The organism is Chitinophaga niastensis (assembly GCF_003014755.1).
Lineage (GTDB): Bacteria > Bacteroidota > Bacteroidia > Chitinophagales > Chitinophagaceae > Chitinophaga > Chitinophaga niastensis.
In genome coordinates, this window is sequence record NZ_PYAW01000001.1 from 1,340,753 (window position 1) to 1,365,287 (window position 24,535).

At 43.5% G+C, this 24,535-nt stretch carries 24 protein-coding genes; 13 read left to right on the plus strand and 11 right to left on the minus strand.

All coding sequences use genetic code 11. The features are described from left to right. The first annotated feature begins 81 nt into the window (after window positions 1-81). The 7 genes from mreC to CLV51_RS05695 all read left to right on the plus strand — a co-directional run bounded on the left by mreC (window position 82) and on the right by CLV51_RS05695 (window position 6,891). Complete coding sequence (gene mreC, locus CLV51_RS05665) at window positions 82-969, plus strand: rod shape-determining protein MreC (protein WP_106527014.1); 888 nt, start codon at window positions 82-84, stop codon at window positions 967-969. Beyond that, entirely contained in the window at window positions 966-1,475 is a 510-nt protein-coding gene (gene mreD, locus CLV51_RS05670; RefSeq protein ID WP_106527015.1) for a rod shape-determining protein MreD, read from the plus strand. The genes mreC and mreD overlap by 4 nt, the downstream gene beginning before the upstream one ends. Before the next feature lie 54 nt (window positions 1,476-1,529). Then, the gene (mrdA, locus tag CLV51_RS05675) at window positions 1,530-3,467 is read left to right on the plus strand and encodes a penicillin-binding protein 2 (protein WP_106527016.1); all 1,938 of its coding nucleotides are present in this window, start codon (window positions 1,530-1,532) and stop codon (window positions 3,465-3,467) included. A gap of 30 nt (window positions 3,468-3,497) precedes the next feature. Beyond that, window positions 3,498-4,784 (plus strand): rod shape-determining protein RodA, encoded by a 1,287-nt coding sequence (gene rodA / locus CLV51_RS05680; protein WP_106527017.1) that lies wholly within the window; start codon window positions 3,498-3,500, stop codon window positions 4,782-4,784. A 103-nt stretch (window positions 4,785-4,887) separates the two neighbouring features. Beyond that, entirely contained in the window at window positions 4,888-5,634 is a 747-nt protein-coding gene (locus CLV51_RS05685) for an MBL fold metallo-hydrolase (protein ID WP_245898628.1), read from the plus strand. Window positions 5,635-5,648: 14 nt separating this feature from the next. Next, on the plus strand, window positions 5,649-6,509 hold the full coding sequence (locus CLV51_RS05690; protein ID WP_106527018.1) for a helix-turn-helix transcriptional regulator: 861 nt from the start codon (window positions 5,649-5,651) through the stop codon (window positions 6,507-6,509). Window positions 6,510-6,552: 43 nt separating this feature from the next. Further along, window positions 6,553-6,891 (plus strand): nuclear transport factor 2 family protein, encoded by a 339-nt coding sequence (locus CLV51_RS05695; protein WP_106527596.1) that lies wholly within the window; start codon window positions 6,553-6,555, stop codon window positions 6,889-6,891. Between the two features lie 77 nt (window positions 6,892-6,968). Here CLV51_RS05695 and CLV51_RS05700 read toward each other — a convergent pair whose 3' ends face one another. From CLV51_RS05700 to CLV51_RS05735, 8 genes are all read right to left on the minus strand, one after another. Further along, on the minus strand, window positions 6,969-7,460 hold the full coding sequence (locus CLV51_RS05700) for a hypothetical protein (protein WP_146151228.1): 492 nt from the start codon (window positions 7,458-7,460) through the stop codon (window positions 6,969-6,971). Beyond that, window positions 7,460-8,179, minus strand: a complete 720-nt coding sequence (locus tag CLV51_RS05705; protein WP_106527020.1) for a hypothetical protein — start codon at window positions 8,177-8,179, stop codon at window positions 7,460-7,462. Before CLV51_RS05705 ends, CLV51_RS05700 begins: the two co-directional genes overlap by 1 nt. Before the next feature lie 106 nt (window positions 8,180-8,285). Then, window positions 8,286-8,837 carry an RNA polymerase sigma factor gene (locus CLV51_RS05710; RefSeq protein WP_106527021.1) on the minus strand — a complete coding sequence of 184 codons (552 nt, stop codon included), beginning with the start codon at window positions 8,835-8,837 and terminating at the stop codon, window positions 8,286-8,288. Window positions 8,838-9,121: 284 nt separating this feature from the next. Further along, a complete protein-coding gene (locus tag CLV51_RS05715; protein WP_106527022.1) occupies window positions 9,122-10,081 on the minus strand; it encodes a transketolase family protein in 960 nt (319 codons plus the stop codon). 50 nt (window positions 10,082-10,131) lie between these two features. Next, window positions 10,132-11,160 (minus strand): UDP-glucose 4-epimerase GalE, encoded by a 1,029-nt coding sequence (gene galE, locus CLV51_RS05720; protein WP_106527023.1) that lies wholly within the window; start codon window positions 11,158-11,160, stop codon window positions 10,132-10,134. A gap of 18 nt (window positions 11,161-11,178) precedes the next feature. Next, window positions 11,179-12,063: a glucose-1-phosphate thymidylyltransferase RfbA gene (rfbA, locus tag CLV51_RS05725; RefSeq protein WP_106527024.1), complete on the minus strand. Its 885-nt coding sequence runs from the start codon at window positions 12,061-12,063 to the stop codon at window positions 11,179-11,181. Between the two features lie 158 nt (window positions 12,064-12,221). Then, window positions 12,222-13,223, minus strand: coding sequence for an inorganic phosphate transporter (locus CLV51_RS05730; protein WP_106527025.1), 1,002 nt, complete (start codon window positions 13,221-13,223; stop codon window positions 12,222-12,224). A 42-nt stretch (window positions 13,224-13,265) separates the two neighbouring features. Then, window positions 13,266-13,916: a DUF47 domain-containing protein gene (locus CLV51_RS05735; RefSeq protein ID WP_079469694.1), complete on the minus strand. Its 651-nt coding sequence runs from the start codon at window positions 13,914-13,916 to the stop codon at window positions 13,266-13,268. 182 nt (window positions 13,917-14,098) lie between these two features. Between CLV51_RS05735 and CLV51_RS05740 the strand changes: the two genes are divergently transcribed. After that, a complete protein-coding gene (locus tag CLV51_RS05740) occupies window positions 14,099-14,929 on the plus strand; it encodes a UDP-2,3-diacylglucosamine diphosphatase (protein WP_106527026.1) in 831 nt (276 codons plus the stop codon). Window positions 14,930-15,104: 175 nt separating this feature from the next. Next, on the plus strand, window positions 15,105-15,506 hold the full coding sequence (locus CLV51_RS05745) for a hypothetical protein (RefSeq protein WP_106527027.1): 402 nt from the start codon (window positions 15,105-15,107) through the stop codon (window positions 15,504-15,506). Window positions 15,507-15,546: 40 nt separating this feature from the next. On the opposite strand, the gene CLV51_RS05750 is transcribed toward CLV51_RS05745, so the two are convergent. Both CLV51_RS05750 and CLV51_RS05755 read right to left on the minus strand, forming a co-directional pair. After that, window positions 15,547-15,822: a YHS domain-containing protein gene (locus CLV51_RS05750; protein WP_158266937.1), complete on the minus strand. Its 276-nt coding sequence runs from the start codon at window positions 15,820-15,822 to the stop codon at window positions 15,547-15,549. A gap of 274 nt (window positions 15,823-16,096) precedes the next feature. Continuing rightward, window positions 16,097-18,154 (minus strand): M13 family metallopeptidase, encoded by a 2,058-nt coding sequence (locus CLV51_RS05755; RefSeq protein ID WP_106527029.1) that lies wholly within the window; start codon window positions 18,152-18,154, stop codon window positions 16,097-16,099. Between the two features lie 267 nt (window positions 18,155-18,421). On the opposite strand from CLV51_RS05755, the gene CLV51_RS05760 reads away from it, so the two are divergent. The 3 genes from CLV51_RS05760 to CLV51_RS05770 are packed head-to-tail and all read left to right on the plus strand — an operon-like array spanning window position 18,422 to window position 20,524. Beyond that, window positions 18,422-18,814 carry a hypothetical protein gene (locus tag CLV51_RS05760; protein WP_158266938.1) on the plus strand — a complete coding sequence of 131 codons (393 nt, stop codon included), beginning with the start codon at window positions 18,422-18,424 and terminating at the stop codon, window positions 18,812-18,814. A gap of 12 nt (window positions 18,815-18,826) precedes the next feature. Beyond that, window positions 18,827-19,258, plus strand: coding sequence for a group III truncated hemoglobin (locus CLV51_RS05765; protein ID WP_106527031.1), 432 nt, complete (start codon window positions 18,827-18,829; stop codon window positions 19,256-19,258). Window positions 19,259-19,267: 9 nt separating this feature from the next. After that, entirely contained in the window at window positions 19,268-20,524 is a 1,257-nt protein-coding gene (locus CLV51_RS05770; protein WP_106527032.1) for a replication-associated recombination protein A, read from the plus strand. A gap of 189 nt (window positions 20,525-20,713) precedes the next feature. Here CLV51_RS05770 and pbpC read toward each other — a convergent pair whose 3' ends face one another. Then, window positions 20,714-23,110: a penicillin-binding protein 1C gene (pbpC, locus tag CLV51_RS05775; RefSeq protein WP_106527033.1), complete on the minus strand. Its 2,397-nt coding sequence runs from the start codon at window positions 23,108-23,110 to the stop codon at window positions 20,714-20,716. Window positions 23,111-23,654: 544 nt separating this feature from the next. Between pbpC and CLV51_RS05780 the strand changes: the two genes are divergently transcribed. After that, entirely contained in the window at window positions 23,655-24,527 is an 873-nt protein-coding gene (locus tag CLV51_RS05780; RefSeq protein ID WP_106527034.1) for an alpha/beta fold hydrolase, read from the plus strand. Window positions 24,528-24,535: the final 8 nt, after the last annotated feature.

Sequence of the window (24,535 nt, forward strand, 5' to 3'; positions counted from 1 at the left end):
ATTTTGTTATTCAACAACTTGCCTGCATTTTGACAAATAACAAAATATCTAAATATTCACATCTCTAAACAATGCGCGCTTGTGCGAAATTTAATCATTTTCTTTAGGCGATACTTTAACTTCTTCTTATTTCTGCTGCTGGAAGTGATTTGTATGGTATGGGTATTCCAGCGTAACGACTTTCAGCGAACAGCCTACCTCAGCTCCGCCAACAATGTGAGCGGTAAGTTATACGACAAGTATAACAACGTACAGTATTACTTTCACCTGAAATCTACAAATGACAGCCTGGTGCTCGAAAACATGCGGTTGCACAATGCATTGCGCACGAGTTACGATAGCATGGTGACTACCAACGGTACAAAAACAGACACCCTCCGCCAGTATAGCGATGATACCGCGCACAAAGTAATCAGTACGCAGATTCGCCATTATGAATACTTTGCTGCTAAGGTGATCAACAACTCACTGAACAAACCTGTCAATTATATTACTATTCACCGTGGCAAACTGCAGGGAATCCGGCCTAATATGGGCGTGATCAGCAGCAGCGGCGTGGTGGGGGTAGTAAGGAGTGTGAGTGATAACTATTCAGTAGTACTGTCGATGCTCTCCAAATCCAATTCCGTATCCATCAGTGCCCGCCTGGGACAGGGGAAGGAAATGGGCTCCGTACATTGGGATGGGGAAGATCCGGGATATGCCCTGTTAAAGGATGTACCTAAAAGTGCCAAAGTAAATAAAGGAGATACCGTGGTAACCAGTGGCTTTTCTGCCCTGTTTCCGGAAAACATTCCTATTGGTTATGTGGAAAACATTGCCGTAGGAGATAAAGCCAGCACCTCGTTTACTATCCGTTTGAAATTGGCTACCAATTTCTTTAACCTGCAATATGTGTACGTGATAGAAAACCTGTTGAAAGACGAACAACAACGATTGGAAGATTCAACGTATAAGTTGATTAAATGAGTATACTGTTAAGAAATATAATCCGCTTTGTGCTCCTGTTACTGATACAGGTATTTGTGCTCAATGAAATATTGTTGCACCAGTTGGTGAGCCCATATCTCTACATGCTTTTTATACTGGCGCTACCTTTTAACCTGCCTCGTCCGGTATTGATGTTACTTGGTTTATTCATGGGGCTGTCGCTGGATATGTTTATGAATACACCGGGGATGCATGCTGCAGCCTGTGTGTTTATAGCTTACCTGCGCCCTTTTATTATCAATATCCTATCGCCGCAGGGAGGTTTTGAAACAACGCAGAAAACGCCATCTATGACCAGTATGGGCGTATCGCAATTTCTGATCTATGCTGCTATCCTGGTATTCCTGCATCACACCGTATTTTTTACGCTGGAAGTGTTTGGCATGGGGAATCCGTTATATGTGATAATGAAGATTGTTTCGTCTACACTCGCCAGCTTATTCCTGATTGTGCTTTATGAATTACTGTTCTTCTCGAAGAAATAATTCTTAGCTTTTTCATGTAGGTTTGTAACTTAAAATATATCCGTCCTTAATAGCATGTCAGTATTTAATCAGCCCAGGAAAAGAGTAATACAGATGATAATACTTGGGATGGTAATTCTGATCATCACAAGGTTATTTTTTTTACAGATAGTAGAAAAGAAATACGCCAAGCTGGCGGATGCCAATGCTGTGCTCAGAAAGGTAGTATATCCCAGTCGTGGTATCATCTACGATCGCCAGAACCGCAGTATCCTTGGTAATGACGTATTGTATGACCTGGTGGTAACACCTGCCAGTGCTAAAAATATTGATACTGCCTACCTCTGTAATATTTTAAACATAGATAAAGAAGAATTCCGGAAACGTATCCTCACTGCGATTGTGAAGAATGGTCGTGTGCGACAATCTGTTTTTGCTCCCCTGCTGGCACCCGAAATATTCGGAAAGTTACAGGAGAGCATGTATCTTTTCCAGCCTGGCTTTGAACTGGTACCCCGGCAAATCCGCTCTTATCCATATTCTGCAGCTGCCAATATATTGGGTTATATCGCGGAGATATCTCCTGCCATGTTAAAAGATACAGGTGTTTACTCTTCTTACAGCTCCGGTGATTATCTTGGTTTTACAGGTTTGGAAAAGACGTATGAACCTGTTTTAATGGGACAACGGGGTATTCAATACCTGGTAAAAGATAACCTGAACAGACCGCAAGGGGCCTACGAAAATGGTGAATTTGACAGTGCGGCAGTAGCAGGTAAAAACCTGCGTCTCTCGCTGGATATAGAATTGCAGGTACTGGGTGAAAAATTATTGAAAGGTAAGTCGGGCAGTATTGTGGCCATAGATCCGCAAACAGGCGGCATTCTGGCCATGGTGAGCGGTCCCAGTTTTGACCCGAATCTACTGACCGGTTCCAACAGAAGTGCAAATTTCAGTAAGTTATATACAGACACCACTAAGCCGCTCTTTAACCGTGCTATTCAGGCTACGTATCCTCCGGGCTCTACTTTTAAGCCTATGATTGCACTGGTGGGACTGGATGAAGGGGTTATCACACCAAGTTTTGGTTATCCCTGCTCAGGAGCCTATTATGGCTGTACCAGACCTATCAAATGTGAGCACCATGATCCGGGCCATGCGGCCAATCTAAGACTGGCACTGTCGCACTCCTGTAACTCCTATTTTTCACACGTCTATCGTTTGAGCGTGGATGCGGCCAAGTTTGGCGGTATTAAGGTAGGTGGTATGCAAAAATGGGCGGACTATATGAACAACTTTGGCTTCGGTCATAAAATAGGTGTTGATATTCCCAGTGAAGGCAGAGGACTGGTACCAGACACGAAATACTATGATGCCAGGTATAAAGGCAGCTGGAACTCCTGTACATCAGTATTCCTGGGTATAGGACAGGGTGAATTGCTCTTAACTCCGCTGCAAATGGCCAATGCCATGTGTATTGTAGCCAACCGGGGCTCTTATTATATTCCCCACTTTGTGAGCAGCATTGATAATGACAATACACATCTGTTGGATAAATATAAAGTGAAACACGATGTAGCCCATATCTCTGATACGGCTTACAGCGCGGTAATCCACGGTATGACGGATGTGGTGGAGAGTGGTACAGGACGGATAGCCCAGATTGAAGGCATTACTATAGGTGGTAAAACAGGTACAGCAGAGAACTATGGTTTTGTGAACGGGGTAAGGACCAAACTGAAGAACCATGCTATATTTATTGCTTTTGCACCTGCCGAACATGCACGTATAGCCCTGGCCGTTATAGTGGAGAATTCTGGTTTTGGCGCCAAGTATGCGGCACCAATTGCCAGCTTAATGATAGAGAAGTATCTGAAAGACACTATCTCTACCAAACGTCAGCCTTTGCTGAAATCAGTAATGGAAACGGTGACATTAGACGCATCCATGCTGGCTAAGTCGCACCTGGATTCCCTGAATAACAATGCCGTCATAAAGAAAAAGAAGCCTTAACCAATCATCGAATAAACCGATAAATTTATAATGAACCGCTCGCAAGCCAAACTGACACAAGGGATAGACTGGCCTATTGTAGGTCTTTACCTCGCATTGGTGATCATCGGCATTATGTCCATTTTTGCTGCGGAATATCGGGGAGATGATAATGTCTGGATGGATATTATACATCCCGGCAAAAACTATTCACGGCAGTTGATCTGGTTTAGTGCATCCCTGGTGCTGGCTTCTGTAATATGGCTTACAGACAGTAAGCTTTTTACAGCCACCGCCAATCTACTGTATGTGGGAGGCTTATTATTGCTACTATTGGTGTTAGGGATAGGTAAAGATGTGAAGGGATCGCATTCCTGGCTGATGGTAGGAAGCTTCCAGTTTCAGCCCGCAGAGCTGACGAAGCTGTGTACCAACCTGGCTTTGGCCAAATATATATCCTCGCAGGAAACAGATTTTACCAAACTCCGATCGCGGCTGATTGCAGCAGCGATTGCGCTCGTTCCTGCCGGGATCATCATTTTGCAGTCTGAAACCGGACTGGCATTGGTTTATTTCTCTTTCTTCCTGGTGATGTATCGCGAAGGATTACCCGGTGTATTGCTGGTGATTGCCTTCTCCGGTATTGTGTTGGTATTATCTGCCTTGTTAGTAGACCGAACGATACTCTTTATCATATTCACCGTAATCACTGCACTGGTCATATACTTTAGCCGGCGCGAAATAAAACGAAAGCGATCGAGACTGGCCATCATCCTTGGGGTGTATGCTTTTTGCGGATTGTTCGTGATGTTTATTGTGCCTTTTGCCTTTACCAAAGTGCTGAAAGATTACCAGGTGCGTCGTATTGAAGTAATGCTGGGTAAAGAAAATGATCCCAAAGCTACTTACAATACCCGCCAAAGTATGATTGCTATTGGTTCTGGTGGCTTTTGGGGCAAAGGTTATCTGAAAGGTACTCAAACCCGTTATGATTTTGTACCTGAACAGAGTACTGACTTTATCTTTTGTACTATAGGGGAAGACTTCGGCTTCTTTGGCAGTGTGATCTTCCTGGGCATTTATGTAGCGTTGCTCTTCCGGATCATATTTGTGGCGGAGCGACAGCGATCGACATTTACGCGAGTCTATGCCTATGGGGTAGCCGGCGTCATCTTTTTCCACTTATCAATTAATGTGGCCATGACCATCGGTTTGGCGCCAGTAATCGGTATCCCGTTGCCATTGGTGAGTTACGGGGGATCTTCCCTGATGACATTTACCATGCTGATATTTATCCTGCTCCGGTTGGATGCAGACAGGCAAATGGTATTGAGATAAGCTTTTAGTTTTTAGCAATTAGCTTTTAGGTAAATGCAGCGTATTGATCATCTTCGCTGCATTTGCCTAAAAGCTAAAAGCCCGAATCGCTTATCTTTGCAAAATGGCACGTATTATTCCATTATCAGAAGGGTCATTTACCGTAGACGGGACCAAGAAATTTTCTCCTTTTAAAGTGGGAACAGACCATATGCAGGATCGTCCGCATGGTTCATTGCTTGTAGAAATACAGCCGTTCCTGGTGATCACGGATCGTGATTATATTTTATTTGACACTGGTTTGGGATTTCGTAATTCCGATGGCGTATTGCAAATACATCAGCACCTGATAAACAACGGGATTAATCCTATGGAGATCACTAAAGTGCTGATGAGCCATCTGCATAAGGATCATTCCGGCGGTGTAACTGCTGTTGATCCGATTACCGGCGAGCGCACCCTCACCTTTCCCAATGCTACTTATTATGTGAATAATGAAGAGATGGTATATGCTATGGAGCATGCCGGCAAATCATATCATTCTGAAGATATTGTGTTATTAGGGCAACGTGATAATGTGGTTTTTACTACCGGCAACGGTACTATCGACGGGTATATTCATTATGAAGTAACCGGGGGCCATTGTCCATATCACCAGGTATTCCTGGTAGATGACGGAGAAGATAAAGTATTTTTTGGGGGAGATGTAGCACCGCAGATATCACAGATGAAAAGCCGCTTTGCCGCCAAGTATGATTATGATGGCAAACGCAGTATGGAGCTTCGCCAGGAGTTCCTGGAGCGGGGCAAGCAGGAAGGCTGGACATTCCTCTTTTATCATGATACCAAAGAACCATTTGCTAAGTTCTGATTAGTAGATTAGCTATGTATACGTTGTACAATAGTTTTGCTTTACAGGGGCAGCACCATATTGAAACGTGGCAACAGCAAGGCCGCGACTGGGCTGCGTATAGCCGTTACCGTCAGCAGGCAGTGCATGAACTATATATACCGCATACAGTACTGAACCTGGTGATACAGGGAGAAAAACGTATGTATGACGGCAGCCGGGTACATCACCTTTATGCAGGTGATGTACTGCTGATTCCGGCGGGATCATTGCTTTGCTCTGAAATTCTCCGTCCGCAAAAGGATTACCGCAGTATCAACCTGGTTTTACCTGATGATATGATCCTGGCTGATCGTAAAGCAGTTAAAAATAACGTGGCTGCCTATACGAAATCAGCAGTAACATTGCCCCGGGACGAGCGCTGGCATACTTTTGCACAATTGCTCTTACAGCATTTTGCGGTTGGCGAAACAAGGCCTCCCGATTATTATGATATTATCTCCCAAACATTAGACTTAGTTAATAAAAATGAACACATAAGTGCCATGTTGCACAAAACGGTGAAATATCCGTTACCGCAGGTGATGGAAACGTTGTGTACAGATTTACATGAAGTGCGGCTGCTGGAGGAAGTAGCTGCCATGGGGCATATGAGTACAGCCACACTGAAACGCCGTTTCCGGGAGGTATATCAGTGCAGTCCTATGCACTGGATCTGGGAGAAACGTTTGCAGATGGCCTGTTTTCTGTTGCGTACCACCGCACAACCAATCCCTGAAATCGCCTATAGTACAGGATTTGAGAACCTGACACATTTTTATCGACAGTTCCGCAAAAGCTTTCACGTTACTCCGCTGCAATGGCGGAAGGCAGAAACTGAGCTTTTCAGCAAATAACCACCCGTTACAAAACCATACATTGTGGAAAAAAATGGAAAGCATGACAAACTTTGCGCAGGCATGGCTACAGGCCTGGAACGCCCACGATCTGGAAGAAATTTTATCGCATTATGATAAGGATGTGGTGTTTTATTCCCCGGTTATCAGGAGAATTAATAATGATCCGGGGGGATGTATACATGGTAAAGAAGCATTAAGGGCTTATTTCAGCAAAGCGCTCATAGCTTATCCCGAGCTGCATTTTGAGCTGTATCATATTCTGGAAGGCGTAAATTCTGTGGTGTTGTATTATAAAAGCGTGAATGACATGTTAAGCACTGAGATGATGGTGCTAAATGAAAAGGGGTTGGTGACAGAAGTGAGGGCACATTACAAATAATTACGAATTACGAATTGCGAATTACGAAACAGCGTGATCTACGCTTGTAGACGTAATTCGCAATTCGTAATTGTTTATCAAGGTCTTCTTTTGGGTCCTCCACCCTGTCCCATTCTATTCATCCGCTGTGTATTCAAATGATTAATCATTATTGTGCGGAATTCTCTTTCACTTTTAAATACCATGCCTGCTTTTCTACCGGGAAGTACCCGTTGAAATTCGGTGGTATAGCGGGAACGGATGTCGAGCATTCTTTTTTCATAGCCCAGTTCCTTATCCATATTTTTTTTGGCCACATCGTCCGGATTGGCTGTTGGTAATTTTTCCAGCTCTTTCTTTTGATGGCGTTCTGCGATCAGTTGTTCTACTTCCTGGGTATAGTTATTATATACAGGCCAGAACTTTTGTGCTTCTTCCGGTGAGAGATCGAGTTTTTTGGCCAGATATTGTATCTGAATGGCTTTAATTTTTTCTGTTGCGTCATCGGATCCTTGTTGCGCGCTACTAACACTGGCGGTGGTGAGCAGGGTAAACAGGGCGATCCATATAATGCTATAACGTTTCATCATCACTTATTAGGTAATACCTCTTTTGATAAATCTGTTTGTTGCAGGTATTTTTCGATGGCTTCCAAAGGCACAGCTTCGTTTAGCTGGCTTTGTTCCCCGGGGGCTGCTTCTGCATTGGCTGCTGTGGCAAAAATGGCGTCATTATCAAAGGCATCTGTATGGGTTGAGAGGTAATTAACAATATCCTGGTCGCTTAAGCTTTCCAGTTGTCTTTCTATGTTGTTATTGTGGGTATTGGCCAGGAACAGCAAGGCGCTGGTTCCCATAAATGCGGTTAAACAAGCGGCTACTGTCCATTTCATCCACCGGCTCACACTACTCCGATAGGCCACTTTTAGTGGTGCTGCCGGAACAGGTATAGTCGCCTGCAGGGCATCAAAATATCCTTCCGGTACCGAAAAGGGTACCTGCCGTGGTATAGCAGCCATAAAAGGAGACAGCGATGCCAGCTCTTCCTGAACAGGGTTAACATCCATCGCTTTGATCCGCTGCAGGATGGTTTGTGGCAGCTGGTCAAAATAGCCGGATGGAGTAGTAAAAGGATTATTGTGGGCAACCGGATTTTCGGAACGGTGTTCCTGCAAGCGAATCTGCGTTATTATAGCAGCAGGCAGCTGGTCAAAATAACCTGCCGGCACCGTAAAAGGCGCGTCAGCAGGCCAGTTGGCGGCTGGTGCTATCTGCATTAATTCGTTTGTTATGTCGGTTTGCTTTTTCATATACTGCTTTTTAGACAGCCAGGTAGTTTAATAGTTTAATGGGATTTTAATCTTTTGGCAAAATTCTTTAAAAACGGCTTAAAATGAATATTAGTAAAATTATATTTTAACCGTTTCTAATAAAGTCCTCAATCTTTTTAACTGCGTGGTGGTAAGAGGCTTTTAACGCTCCTTCTGAAGTATCCAATACCCTGCTCATTTCTTCATAGGGCATCTCATCATAATAGCGCAGGTTAAAAACAATTCGTTGTTTATCCGGCAAACTGAGGATCGCCCTTTGCAGTTTCCATTCCAGTTTATTGGGATCAAACTGCGGGTCGGCTCTGAGCCTGTTGCTTAAACCAGATTCTACATCTGAAAGGGAAACAGACTGTTTGCGTTTTTGTTGTTCCAGAAAAGTGAGGCTCTCATTGGTTGCAATCTTGTACATCCAGGTGTACAATTGAGCGTCTTCCCGGAAACCTTCCAGGTTTTTCCACACTTTAATGAATACATTCTGCAGCACATCATTTGCATCTTCATGATCAACCACCAATCTGCGAATGTGCCAGTATAGCCGTTCCTGGTACTTCTGGATTATCAAGGTAAATCCTTTTTCCCTGGTATCGGGTAAACGGTATAGTGCTAATAATGCTTTATCGTCCTGTGAAACGGCCATAGGTTAAATGGTTCTTGACAGGTTTTATTCAAATATAATTATATAAAAACCCTTTAATAAGACATACTATATCCTGAAAAGTTTAATGGAAGGCCTTTGGCCTTTGTCTTTTTTTTCCCAGGATTAGGCTGATTATGCTGATTACCCTGATTTTATTTTTAATTTAAAAAGGATTAGCGAAAATTAAAGCGTTATATCCGCTTCGATCTTCGCTAATCCTTTTTAAATTAAAAATAAAATCAGGGTAATCAGCATAATCAGCCTAATCCTGGGAAAGACAAACGTTACTTTTTGCGGCTGATTGCTTTTTCTGCTGCTGCAACAATATGATCTGCATCCAGGCCATATTTTTTCAGCAGGTCCAGTGGTTTACCACTTTCTCCAAAAGTATCATTGGTGCCTACATATTCAATAGGAACAGGAATATGACGTGCAGCTACCTGTGCAATACTGTCGCCTAAACCGCCCAGTACGTTATGCTCTTCAGCAGTAACGGCACAACCGGTTTTAGTGAGCGATGCAATCACAGCAGCTTCGTCCAGTGGTTTAATGGTGTGGATATTGATGATTTCCACACTGTAACCTTTTTCTTCTAGGATCTTACCAGCTTCTACTGCAATCCACACCAGGTGGCCGCAGGCGAATAAAGTAATATCTGTTCCTTCATGAAGGATCTGCGCTTTACCTACTACAAATTTTTGGTCTTCTGCAGTGAAGTTAGGCCATTTCGGACGGCCAAAACGGAGGTATACCGGTCCTTCGTAATCAGCAATAGCGATGGTAGCAGCTTTGGTTTGATTGAAATCGCAAGGCACGATAACTGTCATACCAGGCAACATTTTCATCATACCGATATCTTCCAGGATCTGGTGGGTAGCACCATCTTCACCCAGGGTAAGTCCTGCGTGGGAAGCGCATATTTTTACGTTTTTGTTGGAATAGGCAATAGACTGACGAATCTGGTCGTATACTCTTCCGGTAGAGAAGTTTGCAAAAGTAGTAGTATAAGGTATTTTGCCACCGATGGTTAATCCGGCTGCAATGCCCATCATATTTGCTTCTGCAATACCTACCTGTACAAAACGGTCGGGAAATTCTTTAATAAATGCATTCAGTTTCATAGAGCCGAGCAAATCAGCCGTCAGTGCAACTACATTAGGGTTCTTACGACCCACCTCCAGTATGCCCTCACCAAACCCACCACGGGTTTCTTTTTCGTTCAGTGGTTGAATATCTTTTACCATAGTGGTTTTTTAAAATTGAAGCGTAAAAGTAAACATTTAAAGCGATGATCCTAGTTGCTCAGCACTTTATTGCGGAGGCTTACTTCCCACTGCCACGCGGTGCGCATGCAATCTTCGATGCCTATTTTAGGCTCCCATTGCAGCTTTTCTTTTGCACGGGTATTATTGGCATAAATGGCGATTACATCACCTTCACGGCCAGGGCCCATCACATAATTCAGCTTAATGCCGGAAATTTTTTCGAATGCTTTGATCGCTTCCAATACGGTTACGCCGTTGCCGGTACCCAGGTTAAAAACCTCGCAGTTGCTGGCATTACGATGTTCAATGAGGTATTGCAATGCTTTCGTATGTGCGCTGGCGATATCTGTTACGTGGATGTAATCGCGAATGCAGGAACCATCGCGGGTATCATAATCAGCACCGAAAACGGTCATTTTAGGAATTTTTCCGATCGCAGTTTGTGTGATCACCGGAACCAGGTTATCTGGTTTGCCTAATGGCAGTTCACCGATCAGTGCGGAAGGGTGCGCACCTACCGGGTTGAAATAACGCAGCAGGATAGACTGTGTATCATTTACCCGGCTGTAGTCTTCAATGATCTGCTCACCCATTTGTTTGGTACGTGCGTAAGGCGACTGAGCTTCACCCAGTGGTGTTTCTTCCACTACCGGTAAGTCTTTGGCATTACCATAAACAGAGCAGGAAGAAGAAAATACCAGGTTAGGTACATTATACTCTTTTACACATTTCAATACATTGATAAGCGAAGTCAGGTTGTTCTGGAAATACATCAATGGCTCGTTTACAGATTCACCCACTGCTTTCAGTGCTGCAAAATGTATCACGCCCACAATGTCCCTGTTTTCGTGAAATACCGCGTTGGTATCTTCCAGGTTACAAAGGTCTACTTTGTAGTTGCGTATCTTTTTCCCGGTAATTTTTTCTACCCCATCCAATAATTGAGTGGTGCTTCTGATGTTGCTGTCTACAGACACTACATCAAATCCATGATTGATTAGATCTACAATAGTATGGGCGCCAATGTAGCCACAACCACCCGTAACAAGAACCTTCATGATATTTCAGATTTACAATTATATGTTATTGTCGATTGTTTTTTGATTGAGTACTGTTTCCAGGTACTCCCCGTAGCCACTTTTCAGCAACGGTTTAGCCAATTCTTTGAGTTGGTCTGCACTTATAAAACCTTTACGGTAGGCTATTTCCTCGATACAGGCGATTTTGATTCCCTGCCGTTGTTCAATTACCTGAACAAATTGTGATGCCTGCATCAGGGAGTCAAAAGTACCGGTATCCAGCCATGCGGTTCCGCGAGGTAAGATAGAAACTTTTAATTTTCCGCGGCGCAAATATTCTTTATTCACATCAGTGATTTCATATTCACCACGTGGGCTTGGTTGCAGATTTTTTGCTATTTCCACCACGCTGTTATCGTAAAAGTAAAGTCCCGGTACAGCGAAGTTTGATTTAGGCTGCAGGGGTTTCTCTTCTATAGATAATACTTTCATATCCGGTGCAAATTCCACTACACCATATCTTTCCGGGTCAGATACCTGGTAAGCATATACGATACCGCCATCCGGGGCTGCATTGTTGGCCAGTTGTGTACCTAAGCCGGCGCCATAAAATATATTATCTCCCAAAACGAGGGCTACACTATCCTTGCCAATAAATTCTTCCCCAATTACAAATGCCTGTGCCAAACCGTTGGGAAGGGGCTGTTCTGCATAACTGAGATTTAATCCAAGTTGGCTGCCGTTTCCGAACAAGCGTTGAAAAGAAGGCAGATCGTGTGGTGTAGAAATAATCAGAATATCTTTAATACCGGCCAACATCAGTGTAGACAGCGGATAATAGATCATCGGCTTATCATATACTGGCATTATCTGTTTGCTGATAGCATACGTAATGGGGTGTAATCGGGTACCGGAGCCGCCGGCGAGGATAATTCCTTTCATTTGTCAAATCAAGTTTTGATGGACACTAGTTTATCTTCTCAATTATATGAAAATCGCACAAAAATAGTGGCTCTCTTTCATATGGCATTCTTTTTTTACAAAAAAAAGCGCTCCGTCATGAACGGAGCGCTTTTGCAATATCAGGTATTATCATTTTTTTAGATAAAAAGATTCACGATAAAATACGTGAGTGCTGCGAGCAGACCGCTGATGGGAATAGTGAGTACCCATGCCCATAACAGGCTTACGGTAACGCCCCAACGAACGGCAGATAACCTTTTAGTAGCACCTACCCCCATAATAGCACCCGTAATAACGTGGGTGGTACTGGCTGGTATACCCAGGTGTTCTGTGAGGAACAGGGTGATAGCACCGGAGGTTTCTGCAGCCACACCTTCCAGGGGTGTTACTTTGGTGATACGGGTACCCATGGTTTTAACGATCTTCCAGCCACCACTCATTGTACCGAGTGCGATGCAGGTAAAGCAGGCCAGTGGCACCCAATCCGGCATGGCTTTGATATTGTCGATGTAGTGGGCAGATACCATGGCAGCGGAGATGATACCCATTACTTTTTGGGCATCGTTACTGCCGTGGCCAAGGCTCAATGCAGCTGATGATGCCAGCTGCAGGCGTTTAAACCAGCTTTCTGCGCGATAAGGATTGGCTTTTCTGCAGATATTTACAATGATGAGTGTAATAATGAAGGCCACCACCATACCTATCAGCGGGGCCAGTACGATAAAGTACACAATAGGTAATACTTTGTGATAGTTAATTACTTCCAGGCTGCCGGAGGCGGTAACCGCTGCTCCGATGAAGCCACCGATAAGGGTATGGGAAGAGCTGGAAGGGATACCCAGCCACCAGGTGAACAGGTTCCAGGTGATGGCGGCTACCAGACCGCAAAGGATCACTTTCAGTGTAATAAATTGTGGCAATACAGAGCTGGCAACGGAGTTAGCTACTTTAAATTCGCCAATGATGTATTTGGCAATAAAAAAAGCCGCAAAGTTGAAAACTGCGGCCCATAGTACTGCCTGGAACGGCGTTAGTACTTTGGTCGACACAATTGTGGCGATAGAGTTGGCGGCATCATGAAAACCATTGATATAGTCAAAGATGAAGGCCAGTATGATAATTACAACTAATAAAGTCATGATGTCGGGAGAATTATGCGTTCAGAACAGGATTCCCCTTTATCAGGAGTACTTGATTATAATGGTTTCTATAACGTTGGCGCAGTCTTCGCACTTGTCTGTAGCGATTTCCAGGGCCTGGTAAATTTCACGCATTTTAATCAGTTCTGCTGCATTTTGTTCTGTGTCGAACAGGTCAGCGATGGCCATATCATAAATATCATCAGCGTGGTTTTCCAGGCTATTGATCTTTACACAGGCATCAGTGATGATGCGCATATTTTGCATATTACGCAGTTCAGGGATAGCTTTAGCCAGTTCCAGTACGCCGAGGTGGATCAATTCAGCCAGCTTGCGGATGCTGTCGTTGATGTAATGAACTTTGTAGAGATCCATTCTTTTAGCAGAACCATGGATATAATCGGCTACATCATCCAGTGTAGCAGCCAGGTAGTGAATGTCTTCGCGGTCAAACGGAGTGATGAAGTTTTGTCCGAGTTCTACAAATATGCGGTGTGTATAATCGTCGTTTTTGTGTTCCAGTCTTTCTATCAGATGCACTTTATCTTTCCTCACAGCCAGATCAGTAGTGGCTACCAGCTCATTAAGCACAGTTGCCATTTCTACAAGATTGGAAGCCACATCTTCAAACAAAGAATAAAATACCCGGTCTTTCGGCATGAATAGTTTAACAAAAGAATTGAAGCCTCCCATACGTTTGATGTTTATAATTTGCCGCAAAATTAGCTTTCAGAATCTATCCCAGCCAGTAAAAAACACGAATTAATAATTCCTTAACACTGGATTAATATAAAAGTAATATAGCGATTTTTCCTTTGCATAGAAAATTATACTCATAAACAGGCTGCCTACAACCTGTACATACTTAGCTATTAATGTCCGACAAACGCCCATTAGATATAGTCGTCATCTCCGATGTACATTTGGGGATATACGGCTGTCACGCCAAAGAACTGATACAATATCTGGATAGTATTGACCCCCGCATCCTTATACTGAACGGAGATATTATCGATATCTGGCAGTTTAGCAAGCGATACTTCCCCAAGGCCCATACCAAAGTAATCCGGAAGATTTTGAAGATGATCGGCAAGGGTACCGAGGTATATTATCTCACGGGTAACCACGACGAAGCCCTGCGCAAGTACGCCGGTTTTGAACTGGGAAACTTTACGATTGATAATAAACTGGTGCTGGAGGTAGATGGGAAGAAACATTGGTTTTTCCATGGAGATGTGTACGATGTGACCATGAAAAATTCCAAATGGCTGGCCAAACTGGGGGGTAAAGGGTATGATCTGCTCATTATTTTAAACAGATTGGTGAATAATGTGCTGGAAAGCTTTGGACGGGAGAAGATGTCTTTTTCCAAAAAGGTGAAGCAAGGGGTGAAGTCGGCGGTGAAGTTTATATCCGACTTTGAACAAACCGTAGCGGAAATAGCGGTAGACAAGCAATTTGATGTAGTGTGCTGCGGACATATCCACCAGCCGCTGATCAAGGAAATGAAGGTGGGTGAAAAAACGGTGACTTATTTAAACTCGGGCGATTGGGTGGAAAGCCTCACATCTCTCGAATATACTAATCAGCAATGGAGCCTATACCAACACCCTGTTACCAAAACAAAAATTGTACTGGCAGAAGATGATGACGATGCATCTCCCGACTGGGATGCTGCCAGAATTATTACTTTCCCTGGTTCCTGAGCCGCTATTTCCCTTTTTTGTATGTAATTAATTTGCATGTATTAATATTTTAATATTATTTTCACAAAATCATAACAAGCGCTTAATATTAAATTAAAGGTAGACTGTTAAGTTTGCCAGAGTAATAGTAAAGTGTGACGATATTGACACATTTGGAAATGAAGAAAAACAGCTGATGAAAGTACTGAAGTTGCATCCTTTAATGACGATATCCCTGTTGCAAATGCAGATACAGCGTTTGCTCTTTTGCAATGTAGCTGTGTATGTACGCAGTTCCCTGGCAAATGCTTTTGATACGTTACAGGATGCCGGTTTTGAGCAGGAGGTGCTGATCGAATTTCCGATAGATGAAACGTTGAGCTTGCGTGAATTTGAGGAAGAGGTAGAAGAGCGCTTCAATTTTTCGCTGGAACTATGCAACAAGGATAACAAACCGTTTATGAACAAGAGCCAGCACTTGTTTCAGATAGCCTGTCCGCCTACAGACAGGAAAGACGACCGTAATTATCAGCTGGATATATCACTCGATATGCTGATGAATAACAATCGTCAGTCGCCACAACAGAATATGTGGTAAGTTGTTTGATGTATGTTTTCGTTTAACCGTTTAGGTTAGTCTACTTTTTTAACTTCGCCATATACTTCTCCGGTGCTTTTGCGAACACTTCCTTACAGGTAACAGAGCAAAAGTGTAATGTATCTTTCTGGTACACTATCCATTCTTTATAGCTGGTATCATACGGCATTCTGCATACAGGATCCGGTAATTTATCACTGACAGCGCCTACCGGAGTTTCCTTAACAACGGGCATTTCCTGCTTTTCTGCCGGCTTGCTAGCCTGGTTACAGGAAAGTATAAAGAGTGCGCTACATGCTATGAATATATGTTTCATGAAATTTTTGGGTGCAAAGTTAAGGCATTGGGGGTAAAAGCGAATAAGAAGGCCTTCGGCCTTTGTCTTTTCTTTACCATGATTTTGATGATTAATCATGATTTTTCTGATTTCATTTCTTTCTAATTAATACTCCATACTGATTTTATAAAAGGATATTATAAAACGATATAGATAATTTTAAAAAGAAAATAAAATCAGAAAAATCATTTAAATCAGTCTAATCATGCTAAAGAAAAGACAAAGGCCGAAGGCCTTCTAATCTATATAAATTTTACCAGATGACTACACGTTCAGCTTCCGGCAATACCATTTTACTACCGGGAGTACAACCCCATGCTGCCTGGAATTCCTGCAGGTGAGGGAGTGGTCCGTTAATACGGAATCTTGCCGGAGAGTGCGGATCTGTCTGGATCTGATTGCGCAGTGCAGCATCGGTGATGTTACCGTGCCATACCTGTGCCCAGCCCAGGAAGAAACGTTGCTGCCAGGTATATCCATCGATAGGTTTTGGTTCGCCTTTACCTGCGAAAGATTTAACGAGTGCATGATAGGCCAGTGTTAAACCACCCAGATCAGCCACGTTTTCACCAATAGTGAGTGCACCATTGATTTTGAAACCAGGAAGTGCTTCCAGGGTACTGAAGTAATCGATGTAACGTTTGGTGAGCTTATCGAAGTTTGCGCGATCGGCTTTGGTCCACCAGTTTTTCAGGTTACCATCTGCATCGAACTGAGAACCCTGATCATCGAAGCCATGTGTGAATTCGTGACCAATTACAGCAATGATACCGCCGTAGTTGATAGCATCATCTGCATTAGGGTTGTAGAATGGTGGCTGGAGGATACCTGCAGGGAATACTACTTCGTTGTTTAACGGGTTGTAGTAGGCATTCACTGTTTGAGGTGTCATGCCCCATTCGGTTTTATCTACCGGTTTACCTATTTTATCAATATTTTCTTTGTGCTCATAGAGGCTGGCTGCTACTGCATTTTCCAGCAATTTGCCTTTTTCAATATTAATAGAAGAATAGTCTTTCCATTTGTTTGGATACCCGATCTTATAAGTAAAGGAAGCCAGTTTTTTGTGTGCCATTTGTTTGGTAGAATCGCCCATCCAGGTGAGCTTATCGATTCTTTCGCCATATACTTTACGCACGTTTTCGATCATCTCGGAAACTTTCTGCTTGCTGCTTTCCGGGAAGAATTTTTTTGCAAACAGTTTGCCCAGTGGCATACCCAGTTTACCATCGGTAGAACGGATAGCGCGTTCTGCACGGGTTTTCTGTGTTTTTTTACCGGTCATTACAGTGCCGAAGAAATGGAAATTTTCTACGTCAAATGATTTAGGTAAATAGCCGGCGAATTGGGTCAGCAACTGCCATTTGGTGTATGTTTTCAGTGTTTCCAGCGGAGTACCTTTCAGCAACGTGTTGGCATTAGTAAGGTATGGTTTGTTCTGGATGATGATAGTATCTGTTTTGATATCCTGTTTCTGTGCGAAAGCATCCCAGTCGAAATCAGGCGACAGTTTTTTCAGTTCAGAGAAAGCGGCTCTGTTGTAGTTTTTAACAGGATCACGCAGTTCTACATTTGACAACTGAATTTTAGCGAGTTTGGTTTCAAAATCGAGGATGGTTTTACCTGGTGTAGCATCCGGGAAACCGGCCAGGCTAAACATTTTATCTACGTGCGTAACAAATTCGCTGCGTACATTTTTAGTGGCAGAATCCTCTCTTTCGTAATAACTTTTTTCACCAAGACTCAGACCGCTCTGACCCTGGTACAGTACATTCATTTTGCTGTCTTTCGCATCTGCATCCGCACCAAAACCGGTGAAGGAAGATACGCCTACCTTTTGCAGCTCACCGTTAACGCCGGCCCAATCAGCCAGTGTTTTGATGCCGTTGATCTTATCGAGGTAAGGTTGCAGTGGGGTAATACCGCGTTGTTCAACAGTAGCCGAATCAAGATAAGAGGTGTAGTAATCGGCGATCTGTTGTTCTTCAGTACCTTTTTTCAGCTCTTTTTTGCTGGTAATTTCAGCAATGATTCCTTTGAGGCGAACTTCTTTGTTTTCTTTGTCGAGGATGTTGAAAGCTCCCCAGCGGCTTTCAGTAGATGGGATAGGGTTGTGCTTTTTCCAGTCGCCATTGACAAAATTGTCAAAGTCGTCGCAGGCTTTGTGAGCGGAGTCAATATCTTTCAGATTGAAGGCTGGTACCTTGCTCGTATCTGCCGCCGCCTGCTGCGAGGAACTGTTTGAATTGCAGGCTGCAAACGTAACCATGGCAGCCAGCAACGGTAGTTTTACCGCATTGGTTTTGTTCATATATAAAACAGGTTTAGTATTTAAAGTTATGGAAAACGGGTCATGTTGCGTAAAAGGTTTTTTATGAGCGGCAAGTTCAGCGACATCCCCCTTCTGATCAAATCCTTTAATCTCTAAATAATTAGGTAGGTTTGTGCTTCGTAAAACAACATATTGATGAATTTCAGGTTTAAATTGTACAGGCTAATCACAGCATTAGCCCTAGTGATATCAGGCGTCTTCACGTTTATAGGCTTATCAACGGTGTTGTTTATGGGGATAAACCTGATGGTGATAATATCTCTCATGGCCTGGGGAGCCTGTTTTATTCATAGCATTTTATCATTATATCTGCAACGTAGTATACTGGCACCCGCTATCCCGTTAAAAGAGAGTACGCCAGGCGGTATCCGTATTATGGGTACTATTGTTATGGTATTTTCTATGTTGATGCTTTTTGTGGGATTACTGCTGGTGGCAGCAACGCCGGAAATGATTACAGAAGTAATCAAACAAATGCCGGCAGATCAACAAACTGTGATTAACCCAACCATACTCAAATCTATGGGGGCTATCTGTTTGTTGATAGGTATCGTGTTAACACTGAATGCTAATTTATCTTTCCGCTTCCTGCGCCAATGGCAGCAGCAGCAACAGGAAGAGAACCATAAAGAAGAATAAAAATATCTGGTGATGGAAAAGCAGGAGATTGCCAACAGAAATGATATCGCCCTCCTGGTGGATAGTTTCTATGAGAAGGTAAAGGAAGATGAGCTGATCGGCTTTATTTTTAATGATGTAGCCAAAGTAGACTGGCCGCAGCATTTGCCAATAATGTATGACTTCTGGGAAAACCTTCTGCTGGATACCGGCAGCTATGGCCGAAATGCCATGGATCCGCACTTCCGGCTGAACAAGCTGATACCTTTACAACCCGAATATTTTGACAGGTGGCTGCAGCTGTTTGAGGCTACTGTAGGTGAACATTTCACCGGTGAAAAAGCCACACTGGCGGTTACCCGCGCCAGGTCCATCAAGGGAATTATGGCGCTGAAAATGAATCAGATCAATCACCCTGGTCCTGATAAAAATATCCCGCTCGTTAACCCGGGCAATGACCAGTAAATTAATCATATGCAACCATTAGCAGAGCGGTTAAGACCGGTAACGTTAGATGAACTGGTGGGGCAGGAACATCTTACCGGTAAAGACAGTATTTTACGAAAAGCGATAGAGAAGGGTATGATCCCTTCTATGATTTTGTGGGGGCCTCCCGGCGTTGGTAAAACCACCATTGCCAATATCATTGCGCATACACTGCAGGTACCTTTTTACACCCTCAGTGCTATTTCGGCCGGTGTAAAAGAAGTACGGGAAGTGATAGAGATGGCGAGGCGTCAGCATCATGCGGTATTGTTTATAGATGAAATTCATCGTTTTAATAAATCACAACAGGATGCGTTGTTAGGCGCGGTTGAAAAAGGTATTATTACCCTGATAGGCGCTACCACAGAAAATCCTTCTTTTGAAGTGAATGCGGCGGTATTGTCGCGCAGCCAGGTATATGTATTGAAGCCACTTGGTAACGATGAGCTCATGCAGTTACTGCGGCAGGCAATGGAGCGGGATGAATGGCTACGCACCAAAAATATTGAATTAAAAGAAACAACTGCCCTGTTTAATATTTCCGGAGGAGATGCCCGTAAGTTGCTCAACCTGTTTGAACTGGTAGTGACTACTTTACAGGAAGATCCTATTATGATCACTGATCAGAAAGTAATGGACATAGCCCAACAGCGTGTAGCCATTTACGATAAAAGTGGTGAACAACATTATGATATCATTTCTGCTTTTATCAAATCCATTCGCGGGAGCGATCCCAATGCCGCTGTATACTGGCTGGCACGTATGATTGATGGTGGGGAAGATGTGAAATTCATTGCACGCCGCCTGGTCATATTAGCTTCGGAAGATATTGGTAATGCCAATCCCAATGCATTATTACTGGCCACCAATTGTTTTCAGGCAGTGAACCTGATCGGTTATCCGGAATCAAGAATTATTTTGTCGCAATGCGTTACTTACCTGGCTTCTTCTGCCAAGAGCAATGCATCTTATATGGCTATCAATACAGCACAGTCTATTGTAGCCCAAACCGGCGATCTTCCGGTACCTATGCATATCAGGAACGCCCCTACGAAAATGATGAAAGAAATGGGATATAGCAAAGGATATGGATATGCGCATGATTATGAGAATAACTTTGTTATGCAGGAATTTTTACCGGATGCGATTAAAGGAACTAAATTGTACAATCCGGGGAATAATCCGCGGGAAGATGAGCTGCGGCGGTATCTGAAGAATTTGTGGAAGGAGAAGTATAACTATTAAGATTTTGTCTTTCCCAGGATTAGACTGATTATGCTGATTACCCCGATTTTATTCTTTTGATTTTGAAAGATTAAAAAAGATTAGCGAAGATCGAAGCAGATATATTTGCTTTAATCTTCGCTAATCTTTTTATAATCAGTAAAAAAATCAGGGTAATCAGCATAATCAGTCTAATCCTGAGAAAGACTTCTACTCGCGTTCTTTAGATAAAATTTCGAACGTCTGCTCTATCCTTTCTCCATTTTCATCTACTAATGTAATGGTATGTTTTCCGGGAGGCGGATGCAATGCCATTTGATGAAATTCAGCAGTAGTACCGATGAAATTATTATCCAGGTGCCAGAAGATTTTTGTTGCGTTGTTGCGGTGAGTAGCTGTGAAAATGGTTTGCCCGGGTTTACCGTCGATTTCTACGGGAACGAATATACGCGCATTGGGACGCGGATAAATCAATTCCATAGGGGCTTTGTCCTGCCCCAAAGACGCCAGGCATTCCGGTTTGTAGGGCGGAAGTTGCTGATAATAGTTTTTGCTGCGGTAATAATATTCCTGTGATGGTGGTAATACAAACCATGATTTATGCTGCATGAATTGTGGTGATTCGCAGCTCTCCGTTACGCGCCACTGACCGGTTCTGTCCAGGTGGATTAACTGGTGATACGGACAAACGCCAGCCCTGATACCTGCTGCCGGAACATAAATAGAATCTTTTTCGTCGCACAGTTCACCCGCACGGAAGCCACTTTTACGGCATACTTCTATTTTTTTAAGTTGGGCATAAGGTGTGTTAAACCAGCTATTGGTATGCAGTAAACGAAATACATCAAACAGAATGGGCGCCGCTGTAGCTACTCCTATCAGGCCGGGCCGGCCTTCGCCGTCGGCATTGCCCACCCATACGCCTACAATATATTGAGGTGTTACACCTATAGCCCATCCATCCCGGAAACCAAAGCTGGTACCTGTTTTCCAGGCTATACGCTGGGAAGATGAAAACTGCTGCCACAATAATTCTTCTCCGGGGCGCATCACTTCTGTCATTGCCTGGAAGGCATACCAGATAGCACCTGCGTCCAGCAGCCCTTCTTTGCTTAACCCATATTGAGAAGGCCGTTGAATATTGAGCTGATAGTTAGGCGGATGAATATCATCCATATCGTATTTCCCTTTGTATTGCTCCATATGTACCAGGGTACGGGCCATGCTGGCATACATGCCGCATATGTCCCACAGCGTGGTTTCACCACCGCCCAGGATAAGCGAAAGACCGTAATGGTCGGCTGGTTTATTGAGTGTAGTGATGCCCATTTTTTGCAGCAGCGTATGAAAGCGTTCATAGCGATATTGCTGCAGCATGCGTACTGCCGGTATGTTGAGTGATCGTGCCAGCGCACGGGAGGCGGGTACAGCGCCATCATAGCCGAGGTCAAAGTTTTGCGGCGAGTAGCCGGCAATCTGAGTGGGGATGTCTGGTATCAGTGTATTGGGCAGTATGAGGCCATCGTTCAGCATGGCGGCGTATAGGACAGGCTTTAGTGTACTGCCCGGACTTCTTCTCGCCTGGATAATATCTACGTGGCTTTCCAGCTCCGGATCTGAAGGCTTGTAAATGTTGCCTACATAAGCCAGGGTGTTACCAGTTTCCACGTCCAGTACCAGCACCGCCGCATTGTTGATACCGTTGGCTTTGTATGCACTGTTATATCTTTCTGCTATGGCGGCGGCGTTGCGTTGCAGATCTGCCACCACGGTAGTTTTGATGCGGGTGGGGCCATCTGATTTTTGTTGCTGGTAATCACGATGGAACAGGTCCAGTAAATGCGGTGCATCCTGTGGCAGCGGCAAAGGTTGATCTGGTAAGGGTTCCAGCCTGGCTAGCTGACAGGTAATGCTATCAATAACATGTTGACGATATAATCTATTGAGCAGCTGATTACGTTTAGTCATTAACGTTATCCTGTTACGGCCGGGGTGTACTAACGCCGGACTGTTAGGTAAAACGGCCAGTGCAGCCATTTCGCCCCAGGAAAGCTGATCTGCTTTGCGGCCGTAATACCGCCAGGAGGCGGCTTCCAGTCCTACCACGTTGCCACCAAACGGTGCATTGGCTGCATATAAGGCAATGATCTTCTTTTTGGAAGCGGCAAATTCCAGGCGGGTAGCCAGTACCGCTTCTACCATCTTCTGCCATATATTGCGCGGCTGGTTGCGGGACAAACGGATCACCTGCATAGTAAGGGTGCTGCCGCCACTCACCACTTTTTTGCCGCGTAGATTCTGATTGACAGCGCGACCAATTGCTACCGGGTCTATGCCCCAGTGGTAATAGAAACGCTTGTCTTCATATGCTACAATACATTTTTCAAATTTCTCCGGTACATGGGCACTGTATGGAAACCGCCACTGTCCATCGGGCGCAATGCTGGCGTTGAGTAAGTCGCCGTTACTATCTTCTAAAACAAAGGAAGTCGGACTGGTAAAGAGTTGTTTGGGCAAACAAAAATAATAGGCGATAACAACAACGCATAGTGCAGATAGCCACCATTTCTTTTTTATGCACCATTGCTTAAGTGTATATAGCTTCATCAGGGAGTTCGGGTAATTGAAATTGTATCCTTGCTGATGATACAATTTAAGATAAAGATTGTGATTATTATGGGCTCAAAGATAGCGTTATCTTATTTACAGCTTATCAGCAAATCGTAATATATTATTGGGGGCTTAGTGGTAAAATATAATATGCTGTAGGCACATATTATGTAGTGCGGATTTTTGTGTAGAATGAAATAATTTCATAAACGTATATCTTTTTTGACTGATTTTTATGAAATGGGAAACAGAAGATATTGATGATCAGTTAGATATAATTGTGCCATCGGTGATGGCACAATTTGGCATTGTTCGTTCATCTTTTTATCCCTATCTCCTTTATTCTAAAAAATAATTTTGTACCAATCAGTAAAGTATATATATTTACATCACAAACCACTCAAATGGCAAACAAAACAAGGGCGTCTTTGAGGACAACAAGTAAAAATCTACAGTGCTTTAACCAGCCTGTAATATGAAATCTGATTTTTTTATCATATTATGTACTAATTGGTACAGTATAAAATTAAAATAAAGAAGCATGAAAACATCCTCCACCCAGGTTTTATTTAAAACAGTTGCTATCAACAACCTCGATATCTTTTATCGCGAAGCTGGCCCAAAAGATGCACCGGTAATATTGCTGCTGCATGGTTTTCCTTCCTCTTCTCATATGTACAGGGACCTCATTACTGATCTGGCAGGTAAATACCACGTGATAGCACCGGATTATCCAGGATTTGGGTTGAGTAGTAGCCCGGCGCTCACTGCATTTGATTATACATTTGATAACCTGGCTATCATCATGGAACAATTCATTGATAAACTGGGGCTCACAAAATTCACCTGGTACCTGCAGGACTATGGCGGTCCTATTGGTTTCAGGATCATAGGCAAAAGACCGGAACTGGTAAGAGCACTTATTATTCAGAATGCCAACGTATATGTAGAAGGATTGGGCCCTGATGTACAAAGGATAGGTGAACTGCAAAAAGCAGGAGACGAAAATGCTTTGCTTGCCGCCATTGAGCATAAACTCTCCTTGGAAAGCATAAAAGGGGAACATCTCTTTGGCGCTGAAAATGAGGAAAGGGTGAGCCCTGATAGCTACCAGCTGGCTCATTTTTACGTGGCAAGGCCCGGTATTAAAGAGATCCAGGTTGCCTTATTCCAAAATTATGGCACTAATTTCCCAAAATATCCTGAATGGCAGCAGTACCTGAAAACCCATCAGCCACCCGCTTTAATTGTATGGGGAAAAAACGACCGGATCTTTACAGGCCCCGGTGGAGAGGCTTATAAAAAAGATCTGAAGAATGCAGAAGTACATCTATTTAATGGCGGTCATTTTATGCTGGAAGAATATCACCAGCCGGTAGCTGCTTTAATAGACGATTTTTTAAACAGATTTTGATTTTAACA

What these genes read in the sequence shown, in the direction of transcription:
- rfbA (WP_106527024.1), bottom strand. Translation starts at nt 12,063, where the DNA reads ATGAAAGGAATTATCCTCGCCGGCGGCTCCGGTACCCGATTACACCCC.
- CLV51_RS05700 (WP_146151228.1), bottom strand. Translation starts at nt 7,460, where the DNA reads ATGATGAAACGTTATAGCATTATATGGATCGCCCTGTTTACCCTGCTC.
- mrdA (WP_106527016.1), top strand. Translation starts at nt 1,530, where the DNA reads ATGTCAGTATTTAATCAGCCCAGGAAAAGAGTAATACAGATGATAATA.
- CLV51_RS05765 (WP_106527031.1), top strand. Translation starts at nt 18,827, where the DNA reads ATGGAAAAGCAGGAGATTGCCAACAGAAATGATATCGCCCTCCTGGTG.
- mreD (WP_106527015.1), top strand. Translation starts at nt 966, where the DNA reads ATGAGTATACTGTTAAGAAATATAATCCGCTTTGTGCTCCTGTTACTG.
- CLV51_RS05750 (WP_158266937.1), bottom strand. Translation starts at nt 15,822, where the DNA reads ATGAAACATATATTCATAGCATGTAGCGCACTCTTTATACTTTCCTGT.
- CLV51_RS05780 (WP_106527034.1), top strand. Translation starts at nt 23,655, where the DNA reads ATGAAAACATCCTCCACCCAGGTTTTATTTAAAACAGTTGCTATCAAC.
- CLV51_RS05715 (WP_106527022.1), bottom strand. Translation starts at nt 10,081, where the DNA reads ATGGTAAAAGATATTCAACCACTGAACGAAAAAGAAACCCGTGGTGGG.
- CLV51_RS05770 (WP_106527032.1), top strand. Translation starts at nt 19,268, where the DNA reads ATGCAACCATTAGCAGAGCGGTTAAGACCGGTAACGTTAGATGAACTG.
- CLV51_RS05735 (WP_079469694.1), bottom strand. Translation starts at nt 13,916, where the DNA reads ATGGGAGGCTTCAATTCTTTTGTTAAACTATTCATGCCGAAAGACCGG.
- pbpC (WP_106527033.1), bottom strand. Translation starts at nt 23,110, where the DNA reads ATGAAGCTATATACACTTAAGCAATGGTGCATAAAAAAGAAATGGTGG.
- CLV51_RS05685 (WP_245898628.1), top strand. Translation starts at nt 4,888, where the DNA reads ATGGCACGTATTATTCCATTATCAGAAGGGTCATTTACCGTAGACGGG.
- CLV51_RS05755 (WP_106527029.1), bottom strand. Translation starts at nt 18,154, where the DNA reads ATGAACAAAACCAATGCGGTAAAACTACCGTTGCTGGCTGCCATGGTT.
- CLV51_RS05730 (WP_106527025.1), bottom strand. Translation starts at nt 13,223, where the DNA reads ATGACTTTATTAGTTGTAATTATCATACTGGCCTTCATCTTTGACTAT.
- CLV51_RS05745 (WP_106527027.1), top strand. Translation starts at nt 15,105, where the DNA reads ATGAAAGTACTGAAGTTGCATCCTTTAATGACGATATCCCTGTTGCAA.
- CLV51_RS05710 (WP_106527021.1), bottom strand. Translation starts at nt 8,837, where the DNA reads ATGGCCGTTTCACAGGACGATAAAGCATTATTAGCACTATACCGTTTA.
- galE (WP_106527023.1), bottom strand. Translation starts at nt 11,160, where the DNA reads ATGAAGGTTCTTGTTACGGGTGGTTGTGGCTACATTGGCGCCCATACT.
- CLV51_RS05740 (WP_106527026.1), top strand. Translation starts at nt 14,099, where the DNA reads ATGTCCGACAAACGCCCATTAGATATAGTCGTCATCTCCGATGTACAT.
- rodA (WP_106527017.1), top strand. Translation starts at nt 3,498, where the DNA reads ATGAACCGCTCGCAAGCCAAACTGACACAAGGGATAGACTGGCCTATT.
- CLV51_RS05690 (WP_106527018.1), top strand. Translation starts at nt 5,649, where the DNA reads ATGTATACGTTGTACAATAGTTTTGCTTTACAGGGGCAGCACCATATT.
- CLV51_RS05760 (WP_158266938.1), top strand. Translation starts at nt 18,422, where the DNA reads ATGGTGATAATATCTCTCATGGCCTGGGGAGCCTGTTTTATTCATAGC.
- CLV51_RS05695 (WP_106527596.1), top strand. Translation starts at nt 6,553, where the DNA reads ATGACAAACTTTGCGCAGGCATGGCTACAGGCCTGGAACGCCCACGAT.
- CLV51_RS05705 (WP_106527020.1), bottom strand. Translation starts at nt 8,179, where the DNA reads ATGAAAAAGCAAACCGACATAACAAACGAATTAATGCAGATAGCACCA.